The organism is Pannonibacter indicus, from assembly GCF_001418225.1.
GTDB classification, from domain to species: domain Bacteria; phylum Pseudomonadota; class Alphaproteobacteria; order Rhizobiales; family Stappiaceae; genus Pannonibacter; species Pannonibacter indicus.
The window spans coordinates 116,351-142,564 of the sequence record NZ_LIPT01000007.1 but is presented as its reverse complement, the minus strand read 5'-3'; the positions used below and the strand labels follow the sequence as shown (position 1 = coordinate 142,564).

Here is a 26,214-nt window from a genome sequence, read left to right as displayed (position 1 = left end):
GACACAGTGCATGACCAGCCCGCAAGCCCGCGAGGACGACCTGCCGCGCAAGGTGCGCGTGCTGCTGGCGGATGACCATGAACTGGTGCGTGCAGGCATCAGGGCCCGGCTGGAAGGCGTCGCCCCCTTCGAGATCGTGGGCGAGGCCACCGACGGGCGCATGGCCGTGCAGCTGGCCGAAACGCTTAGGCCCGATATCATCCTGATGGATATTTCCATGCCGGGCCTCAACGGGCTGGAAGCAACCGAAACCATCCGCCGCAAACATCCGATGATCAGCGTTCTGGTCCTGTCGATCTATGACAACCCGGAATATGTGCGCGGTGTGATGCAGTCCGGGGCCAGGGGCTATCTGCTCAAGGACATCTCCGCGAAGGAGATGATCAACGCCATTCTCGCCGTGGCGGACGGCGGCTATTACTTCTCCTCCCGCGTCGGACCGGCGCTGATGGAGAACAAGCCCTCCCCTTCGCCAACCAACCCCTATGGCCTGACGGAGCGCGAGCGCGAAGTGCTGCAAGGGGTCGCCCGCGGACAGGCCAACAAGGAAATCGCGGTGCATCTGGGCATCAGCGTGCGCACGGTCGAATCGCACCGGCTCAACATCCGCGACAAGGTCGGCAGCGGCAACGCCGCCCATCTCTACCGCATCGCCCAGGAACTGAGGCTGGTGTGATACTGCCCCCTTGGCGGCGGTGTGGTCTTCGTGCAAACCTTGCAGCCCATCCCGTTTAGCGGCCAAAGGGTCCAAAGCCTCGAATGTCCAAGCCGATTGTTCTTGTCACCGCCGATGTAAAGCCCGTTGACGGCTACCGCTGGCATGCAGCGCCCTCCACCTATCTTGAGGCCGTACTGAATGGCGCTGGTGCCATTCCCCTGATCCTGCCCTCCCTCGGCAGCGCCCTCGACATTGACGCGGTGCTGGACCGGGTGGACGGGGTGCTGGCCACCGGCTCGCGCTCCAACGTCAACCCCGATCTCTATGGCGGCGAGGCGACGGAAGAAAACGGGCCTTATGACCCGGACCGTGATGCCACCTCCCTGCCGCTGCTGCGCCGGGCTCTGGAAAAGGGCCTGCCGGTCTTTGCCATCTGCCGTGGCATGCAGGAGCTGAATGTCGCCTTTGGCGGCACCCTGCTCACCGAGATCCAGGAGCTTGACGGGCGCAACGACCACCGCGCACCCGTATCCGAAAAGCAGGAAGAGCGCTTCGCTCTCGCCCATAGCGTTGACGCGCGCGCAGGCGGACAGCTTGAAGCAGTCATCGGCACGGCACAGTTCAAGGTCAACTCCCTGCACCGGCAGGGCCTTGGCGCGCTGGGTCAGTCGCTGGTGGTGGAGGCCACGGCCGAGGATGGCACCATCGAGGCGGTCTCGGTGGAGGGCGCGCGCAACTTTGCCATCGGCACCCAGTGGCACCCGGAATACTGGGTCAGTTGCGACACGCCTTCGCAGAAGCTCTTTGCCGCCTTTGGTGAAGCCGTGGAGGCCTACCGCCGCAAGCGCGGCGATAGCTGAGGCTTACATCAGCCTGATCAGGCTGGGACGGAACCCCAGCCGGTCATGGCAATCAACAGGGTGAGCCCCAGCAGGAACACGGCAGCGGCGGCAGCAATCTCGATGCCCCGGTGCACCCGGTAGGCCCATACCCCATCGGCCCCTGCAAGGCGCGCCGCCAGCCCCTTGGCCCCGACGGCCAGCGTGGCCAGCAGCGAAACGGTAATGCCCGTGCCAACGGCCATGGCCAGCGTCGAGGCAATGCCGGCCAGGATCATGCCCTGCGACAGCGCGAAGACCAGCACGATCAGCGCGCCCGAACAGGGCCTGAGGCCAATGGCCAGAATGATCGACAGCGCACGGCCCGGCGTCAGCCGCCCGGCGGCCATCTCCGCGGTGGGCGCATGCACGTGGCCACAGGTGCCGCAGGCGCCATCCTCGCCCGGCAGATGCACATGATCATGCCCGGCAGGTGCCCCCAGCAGCATCGGGCGGAAAGCCTTGACCCAGAGCAGCCAGGCGCCCATGGCCATCACCATCACATAGGAGGCGATCTCCAGCCAGCGGGCAGTCTGCTGCATGGCAATGGAGGTGAGGTTGAAGACCACGGCAACGCCGCAGACGATCAGTATGGCGGTCAGGGCCTGCGTAAAGGCCGAGGCGAAGGAGAGCAGGATGCCCTTCTTCAGCGTGTCTTCGCTGGCCAGCACATAGGACGAGATCACCGCCTTGCCATGACCCGGGCCTGCCGCATGGAAAATGCCATAGGCGAAGGAGAGGAAAGCCAGCAGCCAGCCCGCATCCGGGCTGTTGCGGAAGCTGCGCAGCGCGGAAATGAGCTTCTGGTAGAATTCGGTCTGATAGCGGGCGATTTGCGCAAAGAAGCTGCCGACCAGCGCATTGCTCTTCAGCGCCGCAGAGGGAACGCCTTCCATGGGCGCAGGCGGCATCTGGGAGGCAGCATCCGCCTGACGGTCCGAAGGCGGAGCGCCTGCGGTGTCCGTACCTGCCGTCTGGCCCTCGCCCTGAATTTGGCCATTAAGCGGCGTCACCGGCGGGAACGGCGGCTTGGACGCAGTAACTGCTGCCTCTCCCGGCCCGCAATTGACGATCATCTGATTGACGAGGCCGGCAGCAACGTCCGCCAGTTCCGGCGGCAGCTCCCGCTGATCGGCCCCGACCTGAGCAAGGGCCAATGCGACGGCAGGATCAAGCGGAGGCGGCTCCTTGCGGGTCACCGTGCAGGAGGCCGGAGCATTGATCAGCCCCGTGGCATCGGGATTCTTGGCAAAACGGAAATCGACGTAATAGGTCGGGTCATAGACATCGAGCGTGATCGTTTTGGCGAGGTCCGTCGGCTCTTTCAGCGGCAGCAGGAAGTGCAGTTCCAGCAGCTTCACCGTGGTCATCATCGGCCTGCCGGTGCGCTCGGCATCTTCCTTGATCGCCGCGATATCCTCCTGCTTCATCGCCCAGTATTCGGTGAGGGGAACCTCCACCACTTCCAGCCAGTAGACTTCCGGCATGGCGAAATCCAGTTCCACCCTGGAGTTGTCACCGAAGGTGAAAAAGCCGAATTCCTCCATGCTTTGCACATTGACCCTGGCCAGCTCCGCCAGTTCCTCCCGGCTGAAGATGCCGTCACGGTTGGTGTCGAAACCCTGGATGGCGAAGGCCGTATAGGCATCATCAAAGCGGAAAACCTGGTCCACCGCCGTGGCAAGGCCATCGTCATTTACCACCAGTTTGGTGCGGGCTTCGACAAACACGTGCGGATGTGCGGATGCAGTCCCGCCCGCAAGCAGCCACATGGAAATCAGCATGGCCGCACAGCACAGCAGCACAAAGGCCCGGTGCAGAAAGACGGTGGGGCTCACAGCGGCAGACATTCGTGGTGATTCCATTCTCGTTGGGGCGTGATTCCGGCACGGCTCATTGCCCTGAGAAGGGGGCAGGAAGGTGACCTTCCGCAAGCGTCTTTTGCGCCGCAGAAAGGGAATTGGCGTTTTTCATCCTTTCAGAATTCATTTTTGAGAGAAATTTCCCCATCAGGCGACTTATGGCGCAAGATCGGTCACAAATTTCCATGCAGATCAGACATTTTCTCCCTCATCAACTTTTCATCAAACGGCCTGATCGCCGGCATCGCAAGACTTGGCATGAGAGAGAGGACCATGAACGCCCCGTCCCGCACCGCTCCCTTTTCCACGCAAGGGATGACAGCTTTCGACCATCCCGAGTTTTCCGGCCACGAGCAGGTGGTGTTTGCTCATGACCGGGAAACCGGCCTGCGCGCCATTCTCTGCGTTCACGACAGCCGCCTCGGTCCCGCCCTTGGCGGCTGCCGCATCTGGCCCTATGCCACAACGGAGGACGCCCTGCGGGACGCCCTGCGCCTGTCGCGCGGCATGACCTACAAGAACGCCCTCGCCGGGCTCGATCTGGGCGGCGGCAAGGCGGTGATCATCGCCGATCCGCGCAAGGACAAGACGCCAGCCCTGATGCGCGCCTTCGGCCGCCATGTCGCCCGCATGAACGGTTCCTACATCACGGCAGAAGATGTGGGCGTTTCGGCTGAGGACATGGAGGACGTGGCCCGCGAGACAGCGCATGTGCGCGGCACCCGTGCCACCGGGCTTGGCGATCCGTCCCCCTATACGGCGCTTGGCGTCTTCGCCGGCATCCGCGCCGCCCTCGCCTATGTCAACGGCACGGACAGCCTGAGCGGCTGCACCGTTTCGGTTCAGGGCCTCGGCCATGTGGGCTTCGATGTGGCGCGCCAGCTGAAGGCCGCCGGCGCCCGGCTGATCGTCTCCGACATTCACCAGCCGGCCGTGGACCGGGCCGTGGCGGAACTGGAGGCGGTGGCTGTCTCTCCGGCAGAGGCCCATGCAGTGGAGGCCGATGTCTATGCCCCTTGCGCCCTTGGCGCGGTGCTGAATGCCGTCACCATTCCGCAGATCAAGGCAAAGATCGTCGCCGGTGCCGCCAACAACCAGCTCGCCACCCCCGCAGATGGTCAGGCATTGAAGGACCGCGGCATTCTCTATGCGCCGGATTATGCGATCAACGCAGGCGGTGTCATTTCCATCGCTCTGGCAACGCCCGGCGGTGATGACGCTCTGGTGCTGGAAAAGACACTCGCCATCGGCACCACCCTCACCCGCATCTTCCAGCGTGCGGAGGCCGAGGGCCTGCCCCCGGAAACCGTCGCAGACCGCCTCGCCGAAGAACGGCTTGCGGCTGCCGGCAAGTGAGAGGCTGGGGCAGCGCGGAGTAGATCTTCTCCGCGCTGCCCCCTTCAGCAGCTCTTGCCCGTCTTGCGCTTCTCAGCAAACCAGGCGGTCAGAAAATCGACGAAGGACCTGACCTTCCCCGACAGATGGCGGCGGTGAGGGTAGACGGCGTAGATCGCCGGGCCGTCATGCTCGTAGTCTTCCAGCACGATCTGCAATGCGCCTGCCTTGATGTCGTTGTAGACGAACATCATCGGCGTGCGCAGAAAGCCCAGATGGCACATGGCGGCATCGCGGGCGGCAGAGGCGCTGTTGACCTCGATCCGGCCCTTCACCGGCACCGTCACCCGGTCCCCTTTGTCCATGAAGATCCAGTTCGACTTGAACCGGTAATTCGTGTCCACGATGCAGGGCATGTTGGAGAGTTCTGAAGGGTGCTTCGGCGTGCCATGGTCAGCCAGCACCTTCGGCGTTGCACAGACCACCGTGCGGACGGGGGAAATCTTGCGGGCGATCAGGCTGGAATCCTCCAGATCCGTCACCCGGATGGCGAGGTCGAAGCCTTCTTCCACCAGATCGACAAACCGGTCATCCAGCCGCAGGTCGATGGTGATGGCCGGTTCTGCCACCAGAAATTCCATGATCGCCTGATTGATGAAGCCATCACCCATGGAGCGGGGGGCCGAAACGCGCAGGCGCCCGCGCGCCTCGTGATGGGTGGACTGGACGGAAGCTTGCAGGTCATCAATGCGCTGCAGGATGTCGCTGGCTTCCTTGTAATAGGCTTCGCCCACTTCGGTCAGCGAGATCTGCCGTGTGGTCCGGTTGAGCAGCCGGACGCCCAGTTCGTCTTCCAGCTCGCCGATATATTTGGACACCAGCGCCTTGGAGCGGCCCATTTCGCGGGCAGCAGCGGAAAAGCCGTTGCTGTCCACCACCTGAATGAAGCAGCGCATGCGCGTGATGGCGTCCATATGCCGTCTCTCCTTCCGGTGCGCGCCCTAGGCCGCCGCCGCTCCGCCGTCCGAGCGCGGATCATGCGCCCCCTCAAGGCCGCCGCGCGAGCCGCGCACGATCATGCCCGCATGGCCCATGGTATCGGAATAGGCCTCATTCATCACAACCACGTCATGACCCGCCCGTTTCAGCTCTTCGGCCAGATCCGGGTCAAAGCGTGATTCGAGCCGGAGCGAGGTGTTGGCATCGCCCCATGTGCGGCCCAGCAGCCAGCGCGGCGCATCGATGGCCTCACCCACCGCCATGCCGTTCAGCACATGGCGCACGAAAATCGCGGCCTGCGTCTGCGGCTGGCCTTCGCCGCCCATGGTTCCATAGGTGACAAGCCGCCCATCGGAAAGCCGTGCCATCGCCGGATTGAGCGTGTGGAACGGCAGCCGCGCCGGCTCCAGCGCATTGAGCGCTTCCGGATGCAGCGAAAAACTCGCTCCGCGGTTCTGCCAGATGATGCCGGTGCGCGGCAGCACGCAGCCGGACCCGAATTCCCAATAGACCGACTGAATGAAGGAAACGGCGCAACCCTTTGCGTCGATGGCGCCCATCCAGACGGTGTCGCCATGCGCGGATTTCACCGGCCACTCAAGTGCTCGGCTCGCGCTGATTTCAGAGGCTGTGCGGTCCAGCCAGGCGTCTTCCAGGAAAGGCGACACCGGCTCCGGCAGGCGGTCCGGGTCGGTCACCACCCGGTCACGCACGAGGAAGGCCCGTTTTGTTGCCTCCACCAGTCCATGCACCATGGCAAAGCTCTCCGGCCGCGCTGCCGGAAGCCGGTCATGCAGGCCGAGGATCAGCAGCGAGGCAAGACCTTGCGTTGGCGGCGGGGCATTGAAGAGAGTCCCGGCCTTGGTCGTCACCTTCAGCGGCTTGCGGATGCGCGCTTCATAGCGCTGCAGATCCGCCTTGGTGACCGGCGCGCCGATGCGCTCCAGATCGGCCGCGATTTCCGCGCCCACATCGCCCCGGTAGAAATCATCGAACCCGGCGGCGGCCAGCTGGTCCAGCGTGTCGGCCAGCCGCTCCTGCCGCATCAGGCTGCCCGCTTCCAGCGGCTTGCCATCTTTCAGGAATACGCCGGCAAAGCCCGGCTGATCCTTGAGCTCCGGCAGCTTTTCTTCCGTCAGCTTTTGCTGGCTGGCGGAAACGGCACAGCCTTCCTTGGCGTGACGGATGGCATTCATCAGAATCTCTCGCCGGGGCATGCGCCCGCCAAGGCTTGCCGCCGCCTCGAAGGCCTTCTGCCAGCCGCCCACAGTTCCGGCAACCGTCAGCGCCGCCAGAGGACCACGCGCTGGCACGGCGCCATGCCCGGCGCGGTTATAGGCGGCAATCGTCGCGCCCGATCCGGCCGGCCCGCAGGCGGAAATCACCTTCGGGTCCTGCCCCGGCCCGGCAATCAGCCAGAAGCCATCCCCGCCAATGGCGTTCATATGCGGATAGACAACGGCGATGGTGGCAGCCGCTGCGATCATTGCCTCGATAGCCGAACCACCTTCGCGCAGGATTTCAGCGCCCGCTTCCGCCGCCGCCATGTGAGGCGCAACGACCATGCCGCCGGACGAGGTTACAGTGTCCATGTTCTCTCCTGTCAGCTTGATCAGCGTGCGGCAGACCGGCGCGGGCCGAAAATTCTCCACAGGCCGCGCAGAAAGGCCCCGGAAATCCGCAAGGCGCCGAGGCCCGCAAACAGGCCCAGGATGCCCGTCAGAATGCCCTCCGCCGTCACCGGCACCGCAGGCTCGAAGTCGTCATAGGTGCGCCTTGCCAATTCCCGGTCGGCACTGGTGAGGAACACCAGCAGGCGGCCGAATTCATCCGCCCCGGCATAGGCCTCCCGCTCGGCCCGCATGCTGGCCAGCCGGTCGCCGATCTCCTCCAGGCTTCGGCCCTGAGCGGCGACAAGCTGGTCACCGCTGGCCTTGAGCCTGGCAATCGCGCCATCCACATCAAGGCCGGAGCGCTGCGCATCCTCGGCCGCCTGCAGCATGACCGTCTGCAGGGCATCAATCGCCCCGCCGAGCCGCTGGCGGTACTGCTGAGCAAACTCCGGCAGCTGTGAGGCAGTAATGCCTGCAAGCAGACCGAAAGCCAGAGCAACGGGTCTCGCCAGCATCATCACCTGTCTCCCCCAGTCCTTCCAGTCCCTGTCATTCCAATGCGATGACACCACCCTCGCCATCTTCCGTCCCGAAAGCAAGCCGGACGCCTGCCCGGTCCCAGGCCATGGTGGAAATGGGTGACTTTGCGGCACGGCGCAGCAGCACCTCCGCGTTATCTTCGAACCGGCACAAAAGAATCATGCCGTCCTGATAGCCTACGGCCACCACATCTTCTTTCGGATGGCAGGCAACGGAGGTCACCAGCGCATCGCCGCGGGTGCCGAGCTGCAGCGGCGCCTGTCCCATGGGGCCGGTCTTGCCGGTAAAGGGCCAGACAATCGCGGCATTGGCACCGGAAGTTGCCAGATACCGGCCCTTCGCGGACCAGCTCATCGACTTCACCTTGGACGGATAGCCGGTCATGCGCATGTCCTGCGCATCCGTCAGCCGCCAGCCGTGCAGCGCCGCTTCCTGCATGGAGGTGACAAGGTACTTGCCGTCCGGCGAGAAGGTTGCAGCCAGATGCGCTCCCTTCCACTCCAGCAATTGCGGCTGGCCCTGCGTGTTCACCCACCAAAGGGTCGCACCGTCATAGCGGGCGACGGCAAGGCGCAGGCCCTTGGGCGCAAAGGCGAGGCCGCCCACCGCGCGCTCATGCGGGAATTCCTTTTCCGTGCCATCGGCAAGCCGCACCCAGGCGGTGCGGCCGCTGGCGAAGGCCGTTACCCCCGAAGGGCCGCAGGCCACCAGATCGATCCACTTGCGCGGACGCTCCGACAGCTGGCGCACCTCGCCCGAAGCGCTGAGCTCCATCACCCGCCCGTCGTCACCGCCAGTGACAAGCGCCGTGGCGTGGCCAGACGCCTCCACCCGCTCGTCGGCCGCCAGCAGGCCGCCGGAGTGCAGGCGGATGGTCTTCTGTCCCCCCTCCACCAGCACCACCTCGCCGCTGCCGAGGGCGAAATAGGGAATATCCTTCAGGAACCCGGCCTTGACGGCAAAGCCGGTGAGTTCAGTCGCAGCAAGTGTCGGCACGGTCAGTCCTTCAATGGCTTTTGTGGCTGTCCGTCAGGCGGCGCAGGCGGCAAAGCTCTGCTTCAGGGCATCAGAATCCAGCTCGCGGCCGATGAAGACGAGGCGGCTTTCGCGCGGCTCGCCATCCTTCCAGTCACGCTGATGATCACCTTCAACGATCATGTGCACGCCCTGAATGACATAGCGCTGCGGATCTTCCTTGAAGGCCAGAATGCCCTTGAGGCGCAGAATCTTGGCGCCATCGGTCTGGGTAACGCGGTTGATCCAGGGGAAGAATACCTGCGGGTCCAGCTCGCCGGCGCGAAGCGAAATGCTGCGCACCGAATGCGGGTCATCGCGATCATGGTGATGGTGGTCATGATCGCAGCCCGGACCGCAAACATGGTCATGGTCATGGTCATGACCGTGATCGTGGTGATGGTGGTGCCCATGATCATCATGATGGTGATCATGGCCGCAATCCGGGCCGCACTCGTGCCCATGGTCATGGTGATGATCATGGCCGGTATTCAGGAACTGCGGATCCAGCGTCAGGATGCGGTCGAGGTCGAAGGCGCCACGGTCCAGCACCTTGCCAATGTCGATGCTGCAACGCTCGGTCTTGTGGCGCACCGCATAGGGATTGATCTTGTGAATGCGGGCCTCGACGGCGGCCAGTTCTTCAGGCGTCACCAGATCGGTCTTGTTGATCAGGACGACATCGGCAAAGGCAATCTGGTCTTCCGCCTCGGAGGTGTCGGCAAGGCGCTGCAGCACGTGGCGTGCGTCAACCACGGTGACGACCGCATCCAGCCGCGAGGCGGCGCGCACGTCGTCATCCATGAAGAAGGTCTGGGCCACCGGGGCCGGATCGGCCACGCCGGTCGTCTCGACAATGATGGCATCGAAGCTGCCACGGCGCTTCATCAGGTTCTGCACGGTGCGGATCAGATCGCCGCGCACGGTGCAGCAGATGCAGCCGTTGTTCATCTCGAAGATTTCTTCATCCGACTCGACCAAGAGGTCGTTGTCGATGCCGATCTCGCCGAACTCGTTGACGATCACCGCATATTTCTGGCCGTGATTCTCCGAAAGAATGCGGTTGAGAAGCGTCGTCTTGCCGGCGCCAAGATACCCGGTGAGAACGGTAACGGGAATCTGCTTGGACGCGGTGCTGGCATCGGTGCTCATGGCGTGAAGTCCTGTTTCCTGAAGCGGATCGCGGCTGCAAACGGCAACTGGCGCAGCAGCGGCGAACCATAAGAGGTGATGCGTTTGGCGGCAATATAGGTAGTCCGCAGGCAAAGATCACCACTTCAATGTAAATGCCGAACACAAAGAGGCTCTTCCGCCCTTGCACGGCGCCCGTCCCGCCTTGATCCTGCGCGGAACGGGCGGGGAGGAGTGAAACCGCCGCAAGTGAAGGAGAGGACATGCTCAGAACCATCGGCGCCTTTGACCGGATTGGAGAGGAAAACGCCTTTGCGGTGCTTGCCCGTGCCAATGAGCTGGCACAGCAGGGGCGCAGCATCATCAATCTGGGCATCGGCCAGCCAGATTTCAGGACGCCGGGGCATATTGTCGAGGCGGCCATCAAGGCGCTGCGCGACGGCGAGCATGGCTACACCGGCGCCACCGGCATCCTGCCCCTGCGCGAGGCGGTGAGTGCGGACATTCACAAGCGGGTGGGTGTTTCTGTCAATCCGGACAATGTGGTCATCGTGCCGGGCGGCAAGGTCACCATGTTCATGGCCATCCTCATGTTCGGCGCGCCGGGCATCGACATTCTCTACCCCGATCCGGGATTTCCCATCTACCGCTCAATGATCGAGTTCACCGGCGCCCGGCCCGTGCCGGTGCCGATCCGCGAAGAGAACGGCTTTGGTTTCTCGGCGGAGGAAACGCTCTCGCTGCTGACGCCGCAGACGCGGCTCGTCATCCTCAATTCTCCAGCCAACCCAACCGGCGGCATCACCCGACGCGCCGAGATCGAAAAGCTGGTGCTGGGCCTGACGGAGCGGCCGGACATTGCCATTCTCTCGGACGAGATCTACGGCCAGATGACCTATGACGGGCAGGAGCACGTGTCACTGCTGGAGTTCGAGGCGGTCCGCGACCGGGTGATCCTGCTCGACGGCTGGTCCAAGACCTATGCGATGACCGGCTGGCGCATGGGCTATGCGGTGTGGCCCGATGCCCTGATCACCAAGGCACGCAAACTCGCCGTCAACTGCTGGTCCTGCGTCAATTCCCCGGCCCAGTTCGGCGGCCTTGCGGCTCTCACCGGCCCGCAGGATGCGGTGGCGGCGATGGTTGCCGAATTTGATGCCCGCCGCAAACTGGTGGTCGAGGGGCTGAATGCGCTGCCCGGCATTTCCGCCCGCACGCCGCTGGGCGCCTTCTACGCCTTCCCCAACATCAAGGCGACGGGCTGGAAGGCCAAACCATTGGCCTCCGCGCTGCTGGAAAAGGCAGGCGTTGCAACCATCGGCGGACCGGATTTCGGCATCTTGGGCGAGGGCTACATCCGCCTTTCCTACGCCAACTCCCGCGAAAACATCAGTCTGGCGCTGGAGCGGATCCGGGAGTTTCTGGAGCGTGAAAAGCCGGAGTGAGGGAAACCTGTCACAGGGATCGAGTACTCGCAGCGGTGATGAAGCGCAACGTAGGGCGTACTGGATCACTACCTTCTTGGAGGTGACAGCAGAGAGCCCTGCTAAAGCTTGCTGCCCAGCCGGACGCCGGGAGGCGGGGAGCTGTCGCGGATCTTTAGGTCCGGCGGGATCAGATGCAGCGTGTTGGGCACGCGCTCGCCGCCGATCTGGCGCAGGATGAGGCCGGCGGCACGGCGGCCGATTTCATCCGGGTGGCTGGCGATGGTGGTGAGCGAGGGCGTGCGTGAGGCCGCGCCATCCACATCGTCATAGCCGGTGACGGCGATATCCGGCCCCGGCTCCACACCGGCCCGCCGCAGAGCCGGCATCATGCCGAGTGCCACCAGATCATTGAAGCACATGACGGCGGTCGGGCGCTCGCCGGTGGAGAGAATGCGCGGGGCAGCCTCACGGCCATCGGCCTGGGTCATCAGTTCGGGAATATCGATCTGCGTGTCCGGGTCGATGCCCGCTTCCGCCAGCGCCTTGCGCCAGCCCGCATTGCGGTCGCGCCCGGTCGAACTGCCGCGCCGCCCGCCCGCCATGGCGATACGGCGGTGCCCCTGCGCGATCAGATGCCGGGTGATCATTTCACCGCCCAGCTCATCGTCGCCGCGCACGGCCGGCGCCCTTGCACCTTCCACATCACGGCACATGAGCGTGACGGGGATGCCCTGGTCGGTCAGCCGGTTGATCTCGTCCGCCGTGGTGCCGACCGAGGAACACAGGATCAACCCGTCGGCGCGGTGCTGCATCAGCGCGTCCACAAAGGCGCGCTGGCGCTCCACATTGTCCCGGTGGTTGCAGATGAAGACCATCTGCCCCTGCGCTTCCAGCACGTCTTCCAGCGAACGGAAAATTTCGGCGAAATAGGGATTGATGATGTCATGCACCGCAACGCCGACGATCTGCGTCTTGGCGGTGCGCAGGGAAGCGGCCGAGCGGTTGTAGATATAACCGACCTGGCGGGCCATTTCCTTGATCTTGTCGCGGGTGGCCGAGGCCACCAGCGGCGAATCGCGCAGGGCGAGCGACACCGTGGCTGTGGACACGCCAAGCCTGTCGGCAATGTCGCTGAGTGTCAGCCGTTTGCCGCGCGGCGTGTCGTCACCGTCGCCACCCATTTCGTCACGGGGCGTGTCTGCACCCATACGTGCCGTCCCTCACATGCGCCAAAACAGTTCCGGCCCACTTGCGGGGAACCAGCCAGACTAAAGGCTGATAGACCGGCAAGGCCCTGAATCGCAAGTTCTATCCAGCATGGGGGGCATCAGCGGCAAGTGCAAGCCATGCGCCGCACTTAGCGGCCAAACCGTTTGAACTGCGGCGCACTGTCGTCGAACTCGTTGCGCAGATTAACCGTGACCTGACGGCTCAACCGGGCACAGTCCTGCGGATCACAGTCCGTCTCCGGCCGCTCGATGCCATAGCCCTTGAACCACAGCCGCTGCGGATCCACCCCCAGCGCCACCAGCTTGTCAAAGACAGCCTTCGCCCGTTGTTCGGACAAGCGCTTGTTGGCCGCCTCTCCGCCGGGATCATCGGCGTGGCCCTGCACCTTGGCAAGCCACTGCGGATAAATATTGAGCCAGGCGGCCTGCCGGATCAGGATGGCTTCGGCCTCAGGGGTAAGTGCCGCCGAGCCTTCGGCAAAGTGAATGCGGCGCCCCGCATTCAGCATGAATTCCTCTTCGGTGCCAGGAGCAAATCCCGCCGCCTGTGCCGGTGTTGCCGGTGCCTGAGCATCCGTCAGGCCAAACCCCGCGCATCCCGCCAGCGGCATGGCGAGCACCAGTGCCCGCAGTCCTGATAAGCCCCATCCCCGCACGAAAATCCCCCGATCTCCGCCCCCTTGCAGGAGTTTCAGACCATCTCTGCTGCGAAGCGTCAATGGAAAAGACTGGGGAGATCCGGCAAGCGGAAACCTAATGCTTTTTGACGATCTGCTCGCGGTAGAGAATGTAGAGCCCGGAGGCAACAACGATGGACGCGCCGATCAGGGTGGAGCTGCCCGGCAGGTCAGCAAAGACGAGGTAGCCGAGGCTGATCATCCAGATGATCTGCACATAGGTGAAAGGCGCCAGCACCGAGGCAGGCGCACGGCGGTAGGCGCTGATCAGGATCCAGTGGCCCAATCCGCCCAGAACACCGGTGGAAAGCAGAAGCCCCCAGTGGAACAGGCTGGGCGGCGACTGCCATACGGAAATGCCGCCCGGTGCCATGGCAAGAGATGCCACGGCTGCCGGGATGATCAGCATGCTGAGGGTGGAATCGGTGGCCGAGAGCATGCGCGTCAGCAGCGTGTAGAGCGCGTAACAGACCATCGACAGCAGCGAATAGATCACCGCCCAGTTGAGCGGACCGGAACCGGGCTGCACGATGACCAGAACGCCGATGAAGCCGACGAAGACAGCCGCCCAGCGCCGTGGCCCCACCTTTTCGCCCAGCATCGGCACGGCCAGCGCCGTCACCAGAATGGTGCCGGCAAACATGATCGACATGGTTTCCGCCAGCTGCAGATGCCGCATGGCGAGGAAGTTGAACGAGGTGTTCCCGAGCAGGCAGAAGCCGCGCAGAATCATCAGCACCGGCCGGTCCGTGCGGAAATATTCCGGATGCGCCCAGATGCGGAACAGGAAAAAGGCCAGCACCATGTGCGTGACGAAGCGCACCCAGACGACCTGAAACGCCGGCAGGTCACGGACCAGATATTTCGCCGTGGCATCAAGGCCTGCAAAAAGGAAGCAGGCAAGCAGGAGCATGCCGATACCGATAAGCTGGCTGCGCGACGCCTCACGCTGCCCCGGGCCGGATCCATCCGGAGTGCTGGTCATGGATTTTCTTCCAGAAACGCCCGCGCCAGAACCGGCGCGCCACCCACACCTTAGAGTGAGTGCCCGGCGAACGGAAGCCCACAAACAGACCGAACGGTACGGTTCACCCTGCCCTTTTTGGTATGGCAGCCTTGCAGGGAGCCGCTACCGCCAATCAGCGGCTCCTGAGCGTGCAAACCGTGCGAAGGGCCAGATCCCGATAAGGGAAGGGTCTCAGCTTTCCGCCGTTGCCAGAGCGATCACGGCTGCCTTCGGCGCATCGTCCTCATCCGGCTCCAGCAGCTCTTCGTCGCCTTCATCGTCATCGAGAGACAGGGAGAGGTTCTTCTCGATCTGGCGCAGCAGCTTCTTCAGGCGCTTGCGGTCCTTGTCGTCAAGACCGGCGATGGCTTCCTTTTCGAGCCGCTTCCAGGCCTTGTCGACGGCCTCGATCCGGTCACGCCCCTCATCGGTGAGGAACACGCGGGCAAGGCGGCCGTCGGTGTCGGAGATCTGGCGGCGGACGAGCCCCTGTGCGGACAGGCGGGTGACCATCTTGGTCACGGTGGGCGGCTGCACGCCCAGCGCCAGCGCCAGCTGGCTCATGGTGCGGCCGTCGCTGTCGGCCAGCACTTTCAGCACCAGCTCCTGCCCCGGATGCAGGCCCGCACGCATCAGATGGGTGCCGGCGCGTGCCCGCTGGGCCTTGGCCGCCTGCAGCAGGCGGAAGGTGACGCTCTTCTTGTAACTGAATGCCATGATCGCTCGCTCCGCAGTGGAAATGGCGGGCACGGCACCCCGGACGAGGACGCCGTTTCGCCGGCACCCTAGCCGCGTTGTTTAACCGTCAAATGACACTCTGTGCCCCGGCTCAGAACTTTGCGAGCCTTCTTGCAACTTTTTTTACGTAGCGGTCCCGGCTTTCCTGCGTGGAACTGTCCATCCTGTAATGCGCGAGGTAAAGCGTCTTGCAGCGCGGCGCGCAAAGAGCGCGCAGCCCCCGCATGATGGTCTTGCGCCCCGGTTCGCCCATCAGCTTGGAAACAAACCAGCTTGCCCCGCAGGTGGTGACGATGGCGATCTTGCGGATATGCTGCATTTTCGGCCGCATTCCCGTGTGTTCGGACGGCATCTCAAAGGTGACATGCGGCACCCAGACCCGGTCAAACCAGCCCTTGAGCATGGCCGGAAGGCCGAACCACCAGGTCGGATAGACGAAGACCAGCATCTCGCACCAAAGGATTGCCTCAACATGCGCCTTCACGGGCAGCACATTGCTGTCCACATCGTGATAGCTGCGCCGCTCGTCTGCGCTCATGGCAGGATCAAAACCTTCGGCATAAAGATCAATCAGCCGCACCTCATGCCCGGCCCTCTTAAGCTCCGAGACAACGTGATCACGCAAGGATGCGTTGAAGCTTTCCGGCACAGGATGCGAATAAACAACGAGAGCCTTCACCTTGATGCCTCCGGCATCCCGGCGAGCACATAGGCTGGCCGGATCAAATGACTGGTCAAACGGAGTGGGGCCGCGAACCGCATCTTAGGCGCGCGCAAGCCCCGGAAAGAGGAACACCTTGCCACTGCGGAAATCGTAGGACGGGTCTTCCCAGGCAATCATCTTGCCCGGATTGAGCAGACCCTTGGGATCTGCCTGCCGCTTGAAGGCCAGCTGCACCTCATCGGTCTGCTTCATGCCGCCCTCTTCCAGCGTGTACCGGTGCGGGTTGAAGATCGGGCAGCCACCGTCCTCATGCAGGCGGATGATTTCGTTCAGCCGCTCTTCGGAGGTGTAGCGCACGATGGGCAGGCCGAAGCAGGTGATCTTGCCGTCAAAGCGCACGAATTCCAGATGCCCCGGCACCTCATCGCCGAAAAGGTCACACATGCGGCGCACCTTCTCCACGTGATCGGGGAAGGGATAAAGCACCTGCAGATAGGTGATCGACGGATCGACCCGCAGCCCGCGCAGCGTGGTGTGGTTCCAGGCGAGCTCATAGGCCGGCGGCAGAGACTTGCGCGTCGCCTCATCCGCCAGATCAGAGCGGTAGAGGATCGAGGCGCGCCGGTCTGCTGCGGTGAAGGCGGCAAAGGCGTCCATGGCGAAGGACGCCACCATGACCACCACTACGGACTGGTCGCGGCGGATGTATTTCTGATGCCGCAGGAAATAGTCATGCGGCACCGGCGCGGCGATGGGGGCGATTTCCTTGACCAGCAGACCGTCCTGATTGCCCAGCGCATCGGCAAAGCGCACGCCGTCCATGAAGGCATCAAAGCCGACAACCACATCCACCCAATCATAAGAAGCCGTCAGCGGCATCTCCACTTCGCTGATGACGCCGTTGGTGCCATAGGCATGCATGACCTTGTGCAGGTCATGGCCAGTCATCTCCAGCACCTTCGGCTCGGCCTCCATGGTGATGACGCGCAGGCGCAGCACATTGCCAAGGTCACGCAGCCCGCCCCAGTTGATGGAACCGACGCCGCCGGAGCCCCCCGCAATGAAACCGCCGATGGTGGCCGTGCGGTAGGTGGAGGGATGCAGCCGCAGCTCCTGTCCGGAATGGGCGCGGGTCTCGTCATCGATCTTCGAAATGATGGCGCCCGGCTCCACCACCACAACGCCGGGGCGGATGGACTTCACCTTGTTCATTTCGGCCAGATTGAGGATGACGCCGCCGGACAGCGGCATGGCCTGACCATAATTGCCGGTGCCTGCGCCGCGCACCGTCACCGGAACATCAAGGGCATAGCAGGCCTTCAGAACCTTGATCACCTCCGCCTCGGACCTCGGCGTTACTACCAGATCGCCCGTTACGTGGTCCAGCTGCTGCTTGAGAACCGGCGAGTACCAGAAGAAATCACGGCTCTTCTGTTTCACGATCTGCGGATTGTCCTCGATGGCAATCCCGGCAAGGTCAGCCTTCAGCTTTTCGAGCGCGCTCATTCTGCAGCTCCCCGTTCAAGTGTCACGGCATTGGTCATCAATGGGTCGAGTTCGCGATAATCCGGCAGGGTCATGTCGATGGTCCGCCCATGGCGCAGCACCGCCTTCAGCCCATGCGGGCGGGACAGAAGCTCCCCCCAGTTGCGGGCGCGCAGCAGCACCATGTCGGCAGGCGCGCCTTCTTTCAGACGGCCGAGATCAGACCGGCCCAGCAGCTGAGCCGGCGTCCGGGTCACCGTGTTGATCCAGTCGCCGAAAGGATGGTCCAGCTGCAGGATGCGCGTTGCCTGGGTATAGACCTCGATCAGGTTCATATCGCCATAGGCATAGAAGGGATCGCGGGTGTTGTCGGAGGCAACGGCCACCGGAATGCCGCGGGCCTTCATCTCATGCAGCAGCGTGACACCGCGCCAGCGCGGCGTGCGCCCGGCCTGCCGGTCCTGCAGATACATGTTGCACATGGGCAGGGACACGATGCCGAGCCCAGCCTGCGCCACCAGATCCAGCGTGCGGCCGATTTCGTCCGGCTCCTGCAGCGCGAGGGAGCAGCAATGCCCCACCACCACCTGCCCCTTGAAGCCGTTGCGGAGGGCCGCTTCGGCAATGTGGCGCAGGGCGCGGGCGCCCGTATCGCCGGTTTCATCCGCATGGAAGTCGAGCGGCAGGTCCCGTTCGGCAGCGGCGCGGAACATGGCGTCCAGATGCTCATCGAGACGCGGGATCATGTAGGTGACCGCCCCGAGCACGCCCCCGGCGCGGGAGACCCGGTCTGCCATGGCGGTGAGATAGCCGTCATTCGCATCCAGCCGGTCGATGCCGAAGAGGCAGGCCGCCTGCAGCTCGATCCGGCCCGCCCAGTCCTCGCGCACCTCCTGGAACACGGGCCAGGAAATCGTCTCCTGCGGCGGCAGGCTGTCGAGATGGGTGCGGATCAGCACCGTACCCTGCGCATAGGCGCAGCGCAGTGAAAACTCCATGCGCGCCCGCACATCCGCCGCCGTCCAGTTGGCCATGCGGTCCTCTCCCACCGCCATCAGCGCCCCCATGAAGGTGCCATCCGGGTTGGGGCGGCGCGGGGTGATGTGGCCCTTGTCGAGGTGGGTGTGCATGTCGATGAGGCCCGGCAGCACCATGCCGTCATCGAGATCATGGCAGTCGCCGCAGGGTGCCGCCGGAAGGCCGCCGGAGGGGCGGATCATCCCGATGCGGCCATCGCGCACCTCGATATCCACCTGCACCAGCGCGGCAGGATCGTTGCCTGCAACATGCTCGGGCAGGAGGGAGGCGGGCACTCTTGCGCGCTGGAAACGGGCCGTGCCGCGCACCGGGGCCTTCAGCAGCCAGGTCATGTCAGTTCTCCCTGCGGATGGCGCTTTCGTGCCAGCGCCGCAGCAACAGATGCGAAACAAGGCTGGTCGCCGCGAAGATCGTTACACCCGTCAGGGACAGGAGGATCAAGGCCGCAAAAAGCCGCGGAATGTTGAGCCGGAACTGACTCTCCAGCAGGCGGTAGGCAAGGCCGGACTGCGCCCCGGCGGAGCCTGCGGCAAACTCGGCCACCACGGCGGCAATCAGCGCCAGCCCGCCCGCAATGCGAAGGCCTGCGAGAAAGTAGGGCAAGGCCGCCGGAAGCTTCAGATAAAGCAGCGTCTGCCAGCGGCTCGCGCCATAAAGCTCGAACAGGTTCAGGAGATTATGATCCGTCGACTTCAGCCCCTGCGTCGTGTTGGACAGCACCGGAAAAAAGGCGACGATGAAGGCGCAGATCAGCAGCGCGGTCTGCGTGGTCGGCGCATAGATGAGGATGAGCGGCGCGATCGCAACGATCGGCGTCACCTGCAGAATCACCGCGTAAGGGTAGATCGCCAGCTCGATCCAGCGCGACTGCGTCATCAGCACGGCCAGCCCCACGCCGCCCAGCAGCGCCAGCAGCAGGGCGGTGAGGGTGATCTTCACCGTAACCCAGAGCGCACCGGACAGGGTGCCCCAGTCAGTGTAGAGCGACTGCGCCACCCGGGCGGGGCTGGGCAGGATGTAATGCGGCACGTTGTAGGCGCTGACATACCAGGCCCAGGCCAGCACCAGCAGCCCCAGCATCAGCACCGGAATGCCAATGCGCAGCAGCCGCCCCGTCAGATCCGGCCCGCCGGAGACGGGCGAAAGCGCCGCAGTCTGCGCAGATGCAACGGGCGCCGCGGTCTCTTTTTCAACCACTGTCATAGATGGTCCCTCACATCCATGGCCGCGTGCAGGGCTGCCGAGGTCTGGCGGCAGTAGTCGTTGTAGACGGATGACGTGCGGAACTCCTCATCCCTCGGATAGGGCGCATCCACCGCCAGATCACTCACCACCCGGCCCGGCCGGGCCGCCATGACGACAATGCGGTTCGACAGATAGACACTCTCATAGACGGAGTGTGTGACGAAGATGACCGTCCAGCCGAACCGCTCCCACAGCCGCAGGAGATCATTGTTCAGCTTGAAGCGGGTGATTTCATCAAGCGCTGCGAAAGGCTCGTCCATCAGCAGCAGCTTGGGCCGCGTCACCAGCGCGCGGGCAATGGAGACGCGCATCTTCATGCCGCCGGAGAGTTCACGCGGGAAAGCCTCGTGAAACTGGCCAAGCCCGACCATCTCCAGCGCTTCGCTCACCCGCTCGCGCGCGGCCTCCTTCGAAATACCCTTGAGCCGCAGCGGCAGCCAGACATTGGCAAAGACGGTCGCCCAGGGCATCAGCGTCGGTTCCTGGAAGACGAAGCTGATTTCCGGGTGCGCCTTGCCGAGTGCATCATGATCCGATGCCGGCCATTCCAGCGTGCCGGAAGACGTGTCGCCAAGGCCTGCAATGATGCGCAGCGCCGTGGACTTGCCGCAGCCGGAGGGTCCCAGAAGACTGATGAACTCCCCCTGCCCCACGTCCAGCGTCATGTCATTCAGCGCCACGGTGCCGCTGGAAAAGACCTTGGAAATGCGGTTGAGACGGACCAGCGGACGGGAAGAGGCAGCATGGGGCGCGGCTGCGGCCAAAGCGGCAGAATGAAACAGTTCGGACATGCCTGACACAGGCTCCCTGACAGACGGACAACAGGACGCCGGCTCACGGATGCATTGGCTGCACCACATGAGCGGCGGCTGACAGCAGGCGGCACGCGAATGCCGCCCGCCGGAGCAGCTTGTCACTTCTTCAGGTTCATGCCCACGCCCTTGCAGACGAATTCCGTGGTGTAGATCAACTTGATGTCGATCCCGTCCTTCACCACACCGGCCTTGACCATGCTGTCATAGAAGGCCTGCTGCTTGGCGTCCGTCATGCAGCCGATGCCCTTTTCCAGCGCCTCGCCCGATTCCACGAGGCCGAAGGACTTCATGGCCTCGATGGAGAAGGCGATCTGGCCGTCGGTCATCTCCGGGTTGTCTTTCTTGATCAGCTCATTGGCGGCTGCATTGTCGCCGTAGAGATAATTGTACCAGCCCTCGATGGTGGCATCGACAAAACGCTGAGTCAGATCCTTGTTGGCTTCGACGTAATCCTTCCGGCCCTCGATGAGGGTGGAATAGGTCTCAAAGCCCGCATCAGCCAGCAGGAACAGCTTCGGCTTGAAGCCACCTTCCGTCTCGATGGCATAGGGCTCGGACGTGATATACCCCTGCTGTGCCGACTGCTTGTCGGCAAGGAACGGGCCGGGGTTGAAGGCATAGGGTTTGTACTGCTCGTCCCTGAAGCCCGGATAGGCCGACTTCATCCACTGGAAGTATGAGGCAAAGCCATCCGTACCCATGAATATGGTGGGCAGCTTCGCCAGATCATCGAATTTTTCCAGCCCGGTATCCGGGTGGGCAATGAGAACCTGAGGGTCCTTCTGGAAGATGGCCGCAACTTCCAGAACCGGAATGTCCTCTGCCAGCGCATTGAGCGGCTGAAGCATGTTGCCGGCCATGTAGAACTCGACCTTGCCCGCCAGCATCAGCGCCCGGTTCGCCGCCTGCGGCCCGCCCTGCACGATCTCGACCTTCAGGCCGTATTTTTCATAGGTGCCATCGGCAACAGCCTGATAGAAGCCGCCATGTTCGGCCTGAGCCAGCCAGTTGGTCGCAAACTTGATCTCATCCAGAGCAAAAGCCTGACTGGACAGCACGAGGCCAAGGGCCGCAGCCCCGCCAAGAGAAGTCAAAAAGCGCATGTTGTCTTCCGCCTCCGTATTGCTTTTTAAAGCTCTGCCGCTGTGCCTCCTCAGGCCCTTGGAGCGGTTCAGGCAATCACGCTGAACTGATGGTGCAAACCCCATGCCAGCCGCTTCAACGCCTTGACCGGCGCTCCCGGCGGCGGTTTCCCGTCATTCGCCTGCCGCACAGGCAGCCCCGCCCCCGCCGGCCCCTGGCCCGACAGGCGTAAGCTTGCACAAACAGCAGGCATTTGCCACCCGGTTCAGCATGCACAACCCTTGCGCAACTGCAAAACCGGCTGCACTCTGGCTTGCACAAATGCGCCGACTTTCCAGCAGGACTGCCCAAAGCCTCATGTCAAATCCCGTCACACCCGCCACCATCCGCCCGCCCTTTGCCCGCTACAGCCACGGCATTGAGGTGTCCGCCGGCCACAGACTGCTCTTCACCTCCGGCCAGCTCGGCATCGGCCCGGATGACGTGATCCCGCCCGGCGTGGAGGCGCAGACGCGGCTTTGCTTCGGAAACATCCGCGAAATCCTCGCAGCCGCCGGCATGAGCCTTGCCGACATCGTGCGCATCAATGCCTTCGTCACAGGGCGCGAGCACATGGCCGGCTACATGAAGACCCGTGACGAATTCACCGCCACGCCTCCCCCGGCCTCCACCCTGATGATCGTCGGCGGCTTCACCCGCGAGGAGTTTGTGGTGGAAGTGGAAGTGATCGCTGCAAAGGCGGACTGAGCTGCGGCGGAGACACCATGTTCAACAAAAATAATTTTTGTTGAACATGGCAGAGAGACGGCAGCCCAGTCTGGAGTGACAGCCTCGACAGAAGCCTTGAAGCTGTGCCAGAAACCCGCGCGCGCATTCATGCCTGCCTGTAACACCAAAGGCCTGCAGGCAGGATGCCTCCCCGGTGAAATCCTGTGCGGAACTCGGGCAGGCAAGTGCCTGCCATCCAAGCCCGCAGGTCCAGCTTCAGAAGGACCAGACCGGACATGCGTTTGTGGATCAAGGACCCGGTTGCCATCCTCGCCGAAGGGGCGGAACGGGGCATCGTCGTGGAAGACGGCATTATCGTGGAACTGGTGTGCCGGGGGCGCGAGCCCATGCTGCCGGTTCAGGCCACCTTTGATGCCTCACGGCACGTGGTCATTCCCGGCCTCATCAACACCCATCACCATTTCTACCAGACGCTGACCCGCGCCCATCCGCAGGCGATCAACAAGGAACTTTTTCCCTGGCTGCAGGCGCTTTACCCCATCTGGGCGCGCAATGTGACGCCGGAAACCTTCCGCCTTGGCACCCGGCTGGCGCTGACAGAGCTCCTGATGTCCGGCTGCACCACCGCCTCCGACCACCATTATGTCTATCCCGCAGGCCTTGAGGCGGCGATGGACATACAGGCCGAAGAGGCCGCACGCCTCGGCATGCGTATGACCATCACACGCGGCTCCATGAACCTCAGCCAGAAGGACGGCGGCCTGCCTCCGGACAGCGTGGTGCAGGATCAGGACGAGATCCTCGCCGACTGCGAGCGGGTGCTGTCAAAGTTCCACGACCGCTCGAAGGGCTCGATGCTGCAGGTGGCGCTGTCGCCCTGCTCGCCCTTCTCGGTGACGCGGGAGCTGATGCGCGAAAGCGCGGCGCTCGCCGAGCGTTTCGGCTGCCGTCTCCACACCCATCTGGGCGAGACCCACGACGAGAACAGCTATTGCGTCGAGAAATTCAGCTGCCGCCCTGTGGATTATCTGGAGGACTGCGGCTGGCTGACGGACCGGGTGTGGCTGGCCCATGGCATCCATTTCACCGATGACGAGGTGAAGCGCCTCGGCCATGCCCGCGCCGGCGTGTGCCATTGCCCCACCTCCAACATGGTGCTGGCCTCCGGCCAGTGCCGCACGAAGGAGCTGGAAGCGGCCGGATCACCCGTTGGCCTTGGCGTCGATGGCTCGGCCTCCAACGACAACTCCAACCTGATGGAAGGCCTGCGCCACGCGCTGATGATCAACCGCCTCACCTATGATGCGGCCTCGGTAACCCATCACGACGTGTTCCGCTGGGCAACGGAAGGCTCTGCCCGCTGCCTTGGCCGCGATGACATCGGCGCCATCAAGGTGGGGCTGATGGCGGATCTTGCCTTCTACACGCTGGATGAGCTGCGCTTTTCCGGCGCGGGCGATCCGCTGGCCGCCCTCATCCTCTGCGGCGCCCATGCGGCCGACCGGGTGATGGTGGGCGGCGCATGGCAAGTGACGGACGGCCAGCCCCACGGCGTCGACACCGCCCGCCTGCGCCACGAGCACGGCGAAGCGGCAAAGCGGTTTCTGGAAAGCCTTTGAAAACGCTGAAGGTCACGCCTCGCGGTTGACCTTCAGCGTTCCAGCCAGAAGCGGGATCAGCAGGGCCAGCAGGGCCACCACAAGGAAGGATGTGCGCAGCGACAGGGCGTGGCCGATGAAGCCCAGCACGGGCGGGCCGAAGAGAAAGGCGCCATAGCCGAGCGTGGCGACGGAGGCCAGCGCCGCGCCCTTGGAGGTGCCGGGCTCTGCCGCAGCGCGCGACATGGCGAGCGGAAAGATCACCGCATTGCCGAGACCCATGATCAGGCATGCGGTCCAGATCACCCAGACAGCCCCCCCCATGACCAGAAGCGCAGCGCCACTCACCGCCGCAAGCCCGCTGATCCGCGCCACCGGCACCGGGCCGAAGCGGGCGATCAGCAGATCACCGGACAGGCGCATCACCACCATGGCCACGGAAAACACGGCAAAGCCGACCGCAGCCGTCGAACTGTCAAAGCCCAGTTCCTGGATCTGATAGAGCGCGGCCCAGTCGGTGATGGCGCCTTCGGCCAGCGCCGCCACCAGCGCCATGATGCCGGCAAAGAACAGCGCGCCACGCGGAATGGCGAAGAGGGGCGCCTTTTCACTGCCCTTTGCCGCCCGCTCGGATACCCATGGCGTGCGGTGGACCCACAGGACCACGGCCAGCAGCAGCACGCTCCAGCCCAGAAAATGCTGCGGCACCGTCAGATCCAGCTTGAGGGCAACCGCCCCCACACCGGCACCAACGCCTGCACCGAGGCTGTAAAGCCCGTGATAGGAGGACATGACCGGGCGGCCCAGCGCCTGTTCCACCTCGATGCCCCAGGCATTCATCGAAACGTCGAGGCAGCCCATCGAGAATCCGAAGAGGAACGCAAGGGGCGCAATCACCACAACGGAGGTGCCGAAGGCAAGACTGGCGAACAGGGCCAGTGTGACGGCGACAGCCACCTTCGCCATGCGGGCGCCACCCCACACATCGACCATGCGGCCCGTTACCGGCAGGGAAATGAAGGCGCCCGAGGCCATCACCAGCAGCAACATGCCGAAGCCGCTCTCGTCAACGCCAAGGATGATCTTGATATCCGGGATACGCGAAGCCCACACACCGATCATGGTGCCAATGACGAAAAAAACCACGCCAACAGCATGGCGCGCACGGCGGATAGCAGACATCGGAACTGATCCTGAATGGGAGCCGCCAGCAATGGAGCGGCATAGAGGTGCCCGCTAACTAGGCAACCGGGCAGACGCTTGCAAGTGAAGATATGGTGACGCGGCTCAGGCCACAAGCCCCGGCGGAGCACTGGAGCCGCCACCGCCAAAGAGGGAACGGGCCTGTTCATAGGCCGTGCGGGCCGAAGCCCGGTCGGCGCGGCGGCTGTCTTCCTCACGCGGCGCCTCACGGGCTTCTGATCCGGCAGGGCGCCGTTCATCCGCCGGCGCGGCATCGCCGGATCCTTCGGCCTCATCCCCGCCGCGCAATTCTTCGGCAGCCCGCGCCCGCATCTCGGCCTGGGCCTCCTGCAGGCTGGCACGGGCCTGCTGGGCAACACGCAGGTCCTGCGAGGAGGGCTCGGCGGGGGCCAGGGCAGCACGGATGACGATCTGCATCTTGCGGGCGGTTGCTTCCGGCGTGCGCTCCTTCGACGTGTCGATCTGCACCTCACCGCCAACGGCATAGCGCTTCTTGTCCGGCCCCTGCTGGAAGGTGTAGCTGGGCGCACCGGCATAGGCGCCGCCCACCCGGGCATGGGCCTGCTCATGCGCCCGGACTTCCCGGTCGCGGGCCTGAAGCTCCTTGACCTGCTTGTCCTGTTCCTCGGTCAGCTCGGACGCTCCGGCCGTGCCGCCGCTGCCGGTGCCTTCCCCCTCCTCCGCGGCGGGCGAACCACCGGCAGGAGGGGGAGCTTGAGCGCTGGCGCTCCCGTCACGCTGCTGCGCCCCGGCAGAAACTGTATCCTCTTCGCCGGCAGATCCGCTGCGAGCGCCTGTTGCAGATTGGGCCTGCGGTTCTTCACCATCTGCGCTGCGGCTGCGGCGGACATCGCGCAGGCTGCTGCCGTCCTCGTTCAATCCTTGAAGAAACTGAACCGCATCAGCGCGGAGCGTCGGGGCGGCGCCCGAAAGTGCGGCCGTGGCCTGTGTACTGGCCACACTCCGGCGTGCAGCATCGTCCCGCCCCTCGCGTTCACCTTGAGGGGCAGCGTCCCGCATGGCAGCAGACACCGGACCGGCACGGGAGCCAATGCCGGCGGAAAGTCCTGCGAGCACACTCACCATACCGCAAAAGGTACCGCGCCCCGATTGCCGGTTTCTTAACGGACGTTAAGTCATTTGATCAGATGTGCGTGAGGCGGAGTGCCGGCAAGCCTGCGCGTGGCGCAACAAGGGGCATGACGGCGGGCTTCAGCCCGGCTAGTCTGCCCATCCAGTCCTGATCG

General features: G+C 64.0%; 24 protein-coding genes. 6 read left to right on the top strand and 18 right to left on the bottom strand.

The window, feature by feature from the left end:
* Positions 1–10 precede the first annotated feature (10 nt).
* The gene (locus ASC48_RS12045; protein ID WP_055455988.1) at positions 11–676 is read left to right on the top strand and encodes a response regulator transcription factor; all 666 of its coding nucleotides are present in this window, start codon (positions 11–13) and stop codon (positions 674–676) included.
* Positions 677–759: 83 nt separating this feature from the next.
* Entirely contained in the window at positions 760–1,518 is a 759-nt protein-coding gene (locus ASC48_RS12040) for a gamma-glutamyl-gamma-aminobutyrate hydrolase family protein (RefSeq protein ID WP_055455987.1), read from the top strand.
* Positions 1,519–1,535: 17 nt separating this feature from the next.
* Here ASC48_RS12040 and ASC48_RS12035 read toward each other — a convergent pair whose 3' ends face one another.
* Positions 1,536–3,386: a HoxN/HupN/NixA family nickel/cobalt transporter gene (locus tag ASC48_RS12035; RefSeq protein ID WP_055455986.1), complete on the bottom strand. Its 1,851-nt coding sequence runs from the start codon at positions 3,384–3,386 to the stop codon at positions 1,536–1,538.
* Between the two features lie 285 nt (positions 3,387–3,671).
* Between ASC48_RS12035 and ASC48_RS12030 the strand changes: the two genes are divergently transcribed.
* Positions 3,672–4,754 (top strand): Glu/Leu/Phe/Val dehydrogenase dimerization domain-containing protein, encoded by a 1,083-nt coding sequence (locus tag ASC48_RS12030; RefSeq protein WP_055455985.1) that lies wholly within the window; start codon positions 3,672–3,674, stop codon positions 4,752–4,754.
* Between the two features lie 44 nt (positions 4,755–4,798).
* On the opposite strand, the gene ASC48_RS12025 is transcribed toward ASC48_RS12030, so the two are convergent.
* Genes ASC48_RS12025 through ASC48_RS12005 form a run of 5 tightly spaced genes read right to left on the bottom strand, consistent with a single transcriptional unit; the run spans position 4,799 to position 10,051 of the window.
* Entirely contained in the window at positions 4,799–5,707 is a 909-nt protein-coding gene (locus ASC48_RS12025) for a LysR family transcriptional regulator (protein ID WP_055455984.1), read from the bottom strand.
* Between the two features lie 27 nt (positions 5,708–5,734).
* Positions 5,735–7,324 carry a gamma-glutamyltransferase family protein gene (locus ASC48_RS12020; protein WP_055456052.1) on the bottom strand — a complete coding sequence of 530 codons (1,590 nt, stop codon included), beginning with the start codon at positions 7,322–7,324 and terminating at the stop codon, positions 5,735–5,737.
* A 20-nt stretch (positions 7,325–7,344) separates the two neighbouring features.
* Entirely contained in the window at positions 7,345–7,863 is a 519-nt protein-coding gene (locus tag ASC48_RS12015; protein WP_055455983.1) for a DUF2937 family protein, read from the bottom strand.
* Between the two features lie 31 nt (positions 7,864–7,894).
* Positions 7,895–8,881: a WD40 repeat domain-containing protein gene (locus tag ASC48_RS12010; RefSeq protein WP_055455982.1), complete on the bottom strand. Its 987-nt coding sequence runs from the start codon at positions 8,879–8,881 to the stop codon at positions 7,895–7,897.
* Between the two features lie 33 nt (positions 8,882–8,914).
* Positions 8,915–10,051, bottom strand: coding sequence for a CobW family GTP-binding protein (locus ASC48_RS12005; RefSeq protein ID WP_055455981.1), 1,137 nt, complete (start codon positions 10,049–10,051; stop codon positions 8,915–8,917).
* Positions 10,052–10,293: 242 nt separating this feature from the next.
* Between ASC48_RS12005 and ASC48_RS12000 the strand changes: the two genes are divergently transcribed.
* Positions 10,294–11,475 carry a pyridoxal phosphate-dependent aminotransferase gene (locus ASC48_RS12000; RefSeq protein WP_055455980.1) on the top strand — a complete coding sequence of 394 codons (1,182 nt, stop codon included), beginning with the start codon at positions 10,294–10,296 and terminating at the stop codon, positions 11,473–11,475.
* Between the two features lie 101 nt (positions 11,476–11,576).
* Here ASC48_RS12000 and ASC48_RS11995 read toward each other — a convergent pair whose 3' ends face one another.
* The 10 genes from ASC48_RS11995 to ASC48_RS11950 form a co-directional block, all read right to left on the bottom strand.
* Positions 11,577–12,665 carry a LacI family DNA-binding transcriptional regulator gene (locus ASC48_RS11995; protein ID WP_082440104.1) on the bottom strand — a complete coding sequence of 363 codons (1,089 nt, stop codon included), beginning with the start codon at positions 12,663–12,665 and terminating at the stop codon, positions 11,577–11,579.
* Between the two features lie 149 nt (positions 12,666–12,814).
* Entirely contained in the window at positions 12,815–13,342 is a 528-nt protein-coding gene (locus ASC48_RS11990; RefSeq protein WP_082440103.1) for an OmpA family protein, read from the bottom strand.
* 97 nt (positions 13,343–13,439) lie between these two features.
* Positions 13,440–14,348, bottom strand: coding sequence for a DMT family transporter (locus ASC48_RS11985; protein WP_055455978.1), 909 nt, complete (start codon positions 14,346–14,348; stop codon positions 13,440–13,442).
* Between the two features lie 213 nt (positions 14,349–14,561).
* The gene (locus tag ASC48_RS11980) at positions 14,562–15,086 is read right to left on the bottom strand and encodes a MarR family winged helix-turn-helix transcriptional regulator (RefSeq protein ID WP_050472380.1); all 525 of its coding nucleotides are present in this window, start codon (positions 15,084–15,086) and stop codon (positions 14,562–14,564) included.
* Between the two features lie 112 nt (positions 15,087–15,198).
* Positions 15,199–15,786 (bottom strand): NAD(P)H-dependent oxidoreductase, encoded by a 588-nt coding sequence (locus ASC48_RS11975; RefSeq protein WP_055455977.1) that lies wholly within the window; start codon positions 15,784–15,786, stop codon positions 15,199–15,201.
* A gap of 84 nt (positions 15,787–15,870) precedes the next feature.
* The gene (locus ASC48_RS11970; RefSeq protein ID WP_055455976.1) at positions 15,871–17,277 is read right to left on the bottom strand and encodes an FAD-binding oxidoreductase; all 1,407 of its coding nucleotides are present in this window, start codon (positions 17,275–17,277) and stop codon (positions 15,871–15,873) included.
* A complete protein-coding gene (locus ASC48_RS11965; protein WP_055455975.1) occupies positions 17,274–18,626 on the bottom strand; it encodes a cytosine deaminase in 1,353 nt (450 codons plus the stop codon). The genes ASC48_RS11970 and ASC48_RS11965 overlap by 4 nt, the downstream gene beginning before the upstream one ends.
* 1 nt (position 18,627) lies before the next feature.
* Positions 18,628–19,497: an ABC transporter permease gene (locus ASC48_RS11960; RefSeq protein ID WP_141658934.1), complete on the bottom strand. Its 870-nt coding sequence runs from the start codon at positions 19,495–19,497 to the stop codon at positions 18,628–18,630.
* Complete coding sequence (locus ASC48_RS11955) at positions 19,494–20,330, bottom strand: ABC transporter ATP-binding protein (protein WP_055455974.1); 837 nt, start codon at positions 20,328–20,330, stop codon at positions 19,494–19,496. Before ASC48_RS11955 ends, ASC48_RS11960 begins: the two co-directional genes overlap by 4 nt.
* 122 nt (positions 20,331–20,452) lie before the next feature.
* On the bottom strand, positions 20,453–21,457 hold the full coding sequence (locus ASC48_RS11950; protein ID WP_055455973.1) for an ABC transporter substrate-binding protein: 1,005 nt from the start codon (positions 21,455–21,457) through the stop codon (positions 20,453–20,455).
* Positions 21,458–21,794: 337 nt separating this feature from the next.
* Here ASC48_RS11950 and ASC48_RS11945 point away from each other — a divergent pair, with 337 nt between their 5' ends.
* Together ASC48_RS11945 and ASC48_RS11940 are read left to right on the top strand one after the other, a co-directional pair.
* Positions 21,795–22,184, top strand: coding sequence for a RidA family protein (locus ASC48_RS11945; protein ID WP_055455972.1), 390 nt, complete (start codon positions 21,795–21,797; stop codon positions 22,182–22,184).
* Positions 22,185–22,441: 257 nt separating this feature from the next.
* Positions 22,442–23,785, top strand: a complete 1,344-nt coding sequence (locus ASC48_RS11940; protein ID WP_055455971.1) for an 8-oxoguanine deaminase — start codon at positions 22,442–22,444, stop codon at positions 23,783–23,785.
* 12 nt (positions 23,786–23,797) lie between these two features.
* On the opposite strand, the gene ASC48_RS11935 is transcribed toward ASC48_RS11940, so the two are convergent.
* Both ASC48_RS11935 and ASC48_RS11930 read right to left on the bottom strand, forming a co-directional pair.
* On the bottom strand, positions 23,798–24,946 hold the full coding sequence (locus ASC48_RS11935) for an MFS transporter (protein ID WP_055455970.1): 1,149 nt from the start codon (positions 24,944–24,946) through the stop codon (positions 23,798–23,800).
* Between the two features lie 105 nt (positions 24,947–25,051).
* Positions 25,052–25,987, bottom strand: a complete 936-nt coding sequence (locus tag ASC48_RS11930; RefSeq protein ID WP_082440110.1) for a putative metalloprotease CJM1_0395 family protein — start codon at positions 25,985–25,987, stop codon at positions 25,052–25,054.
* Between the last annotated feature and the right edge of the window lie 227 nt (positions 25,988–26,214).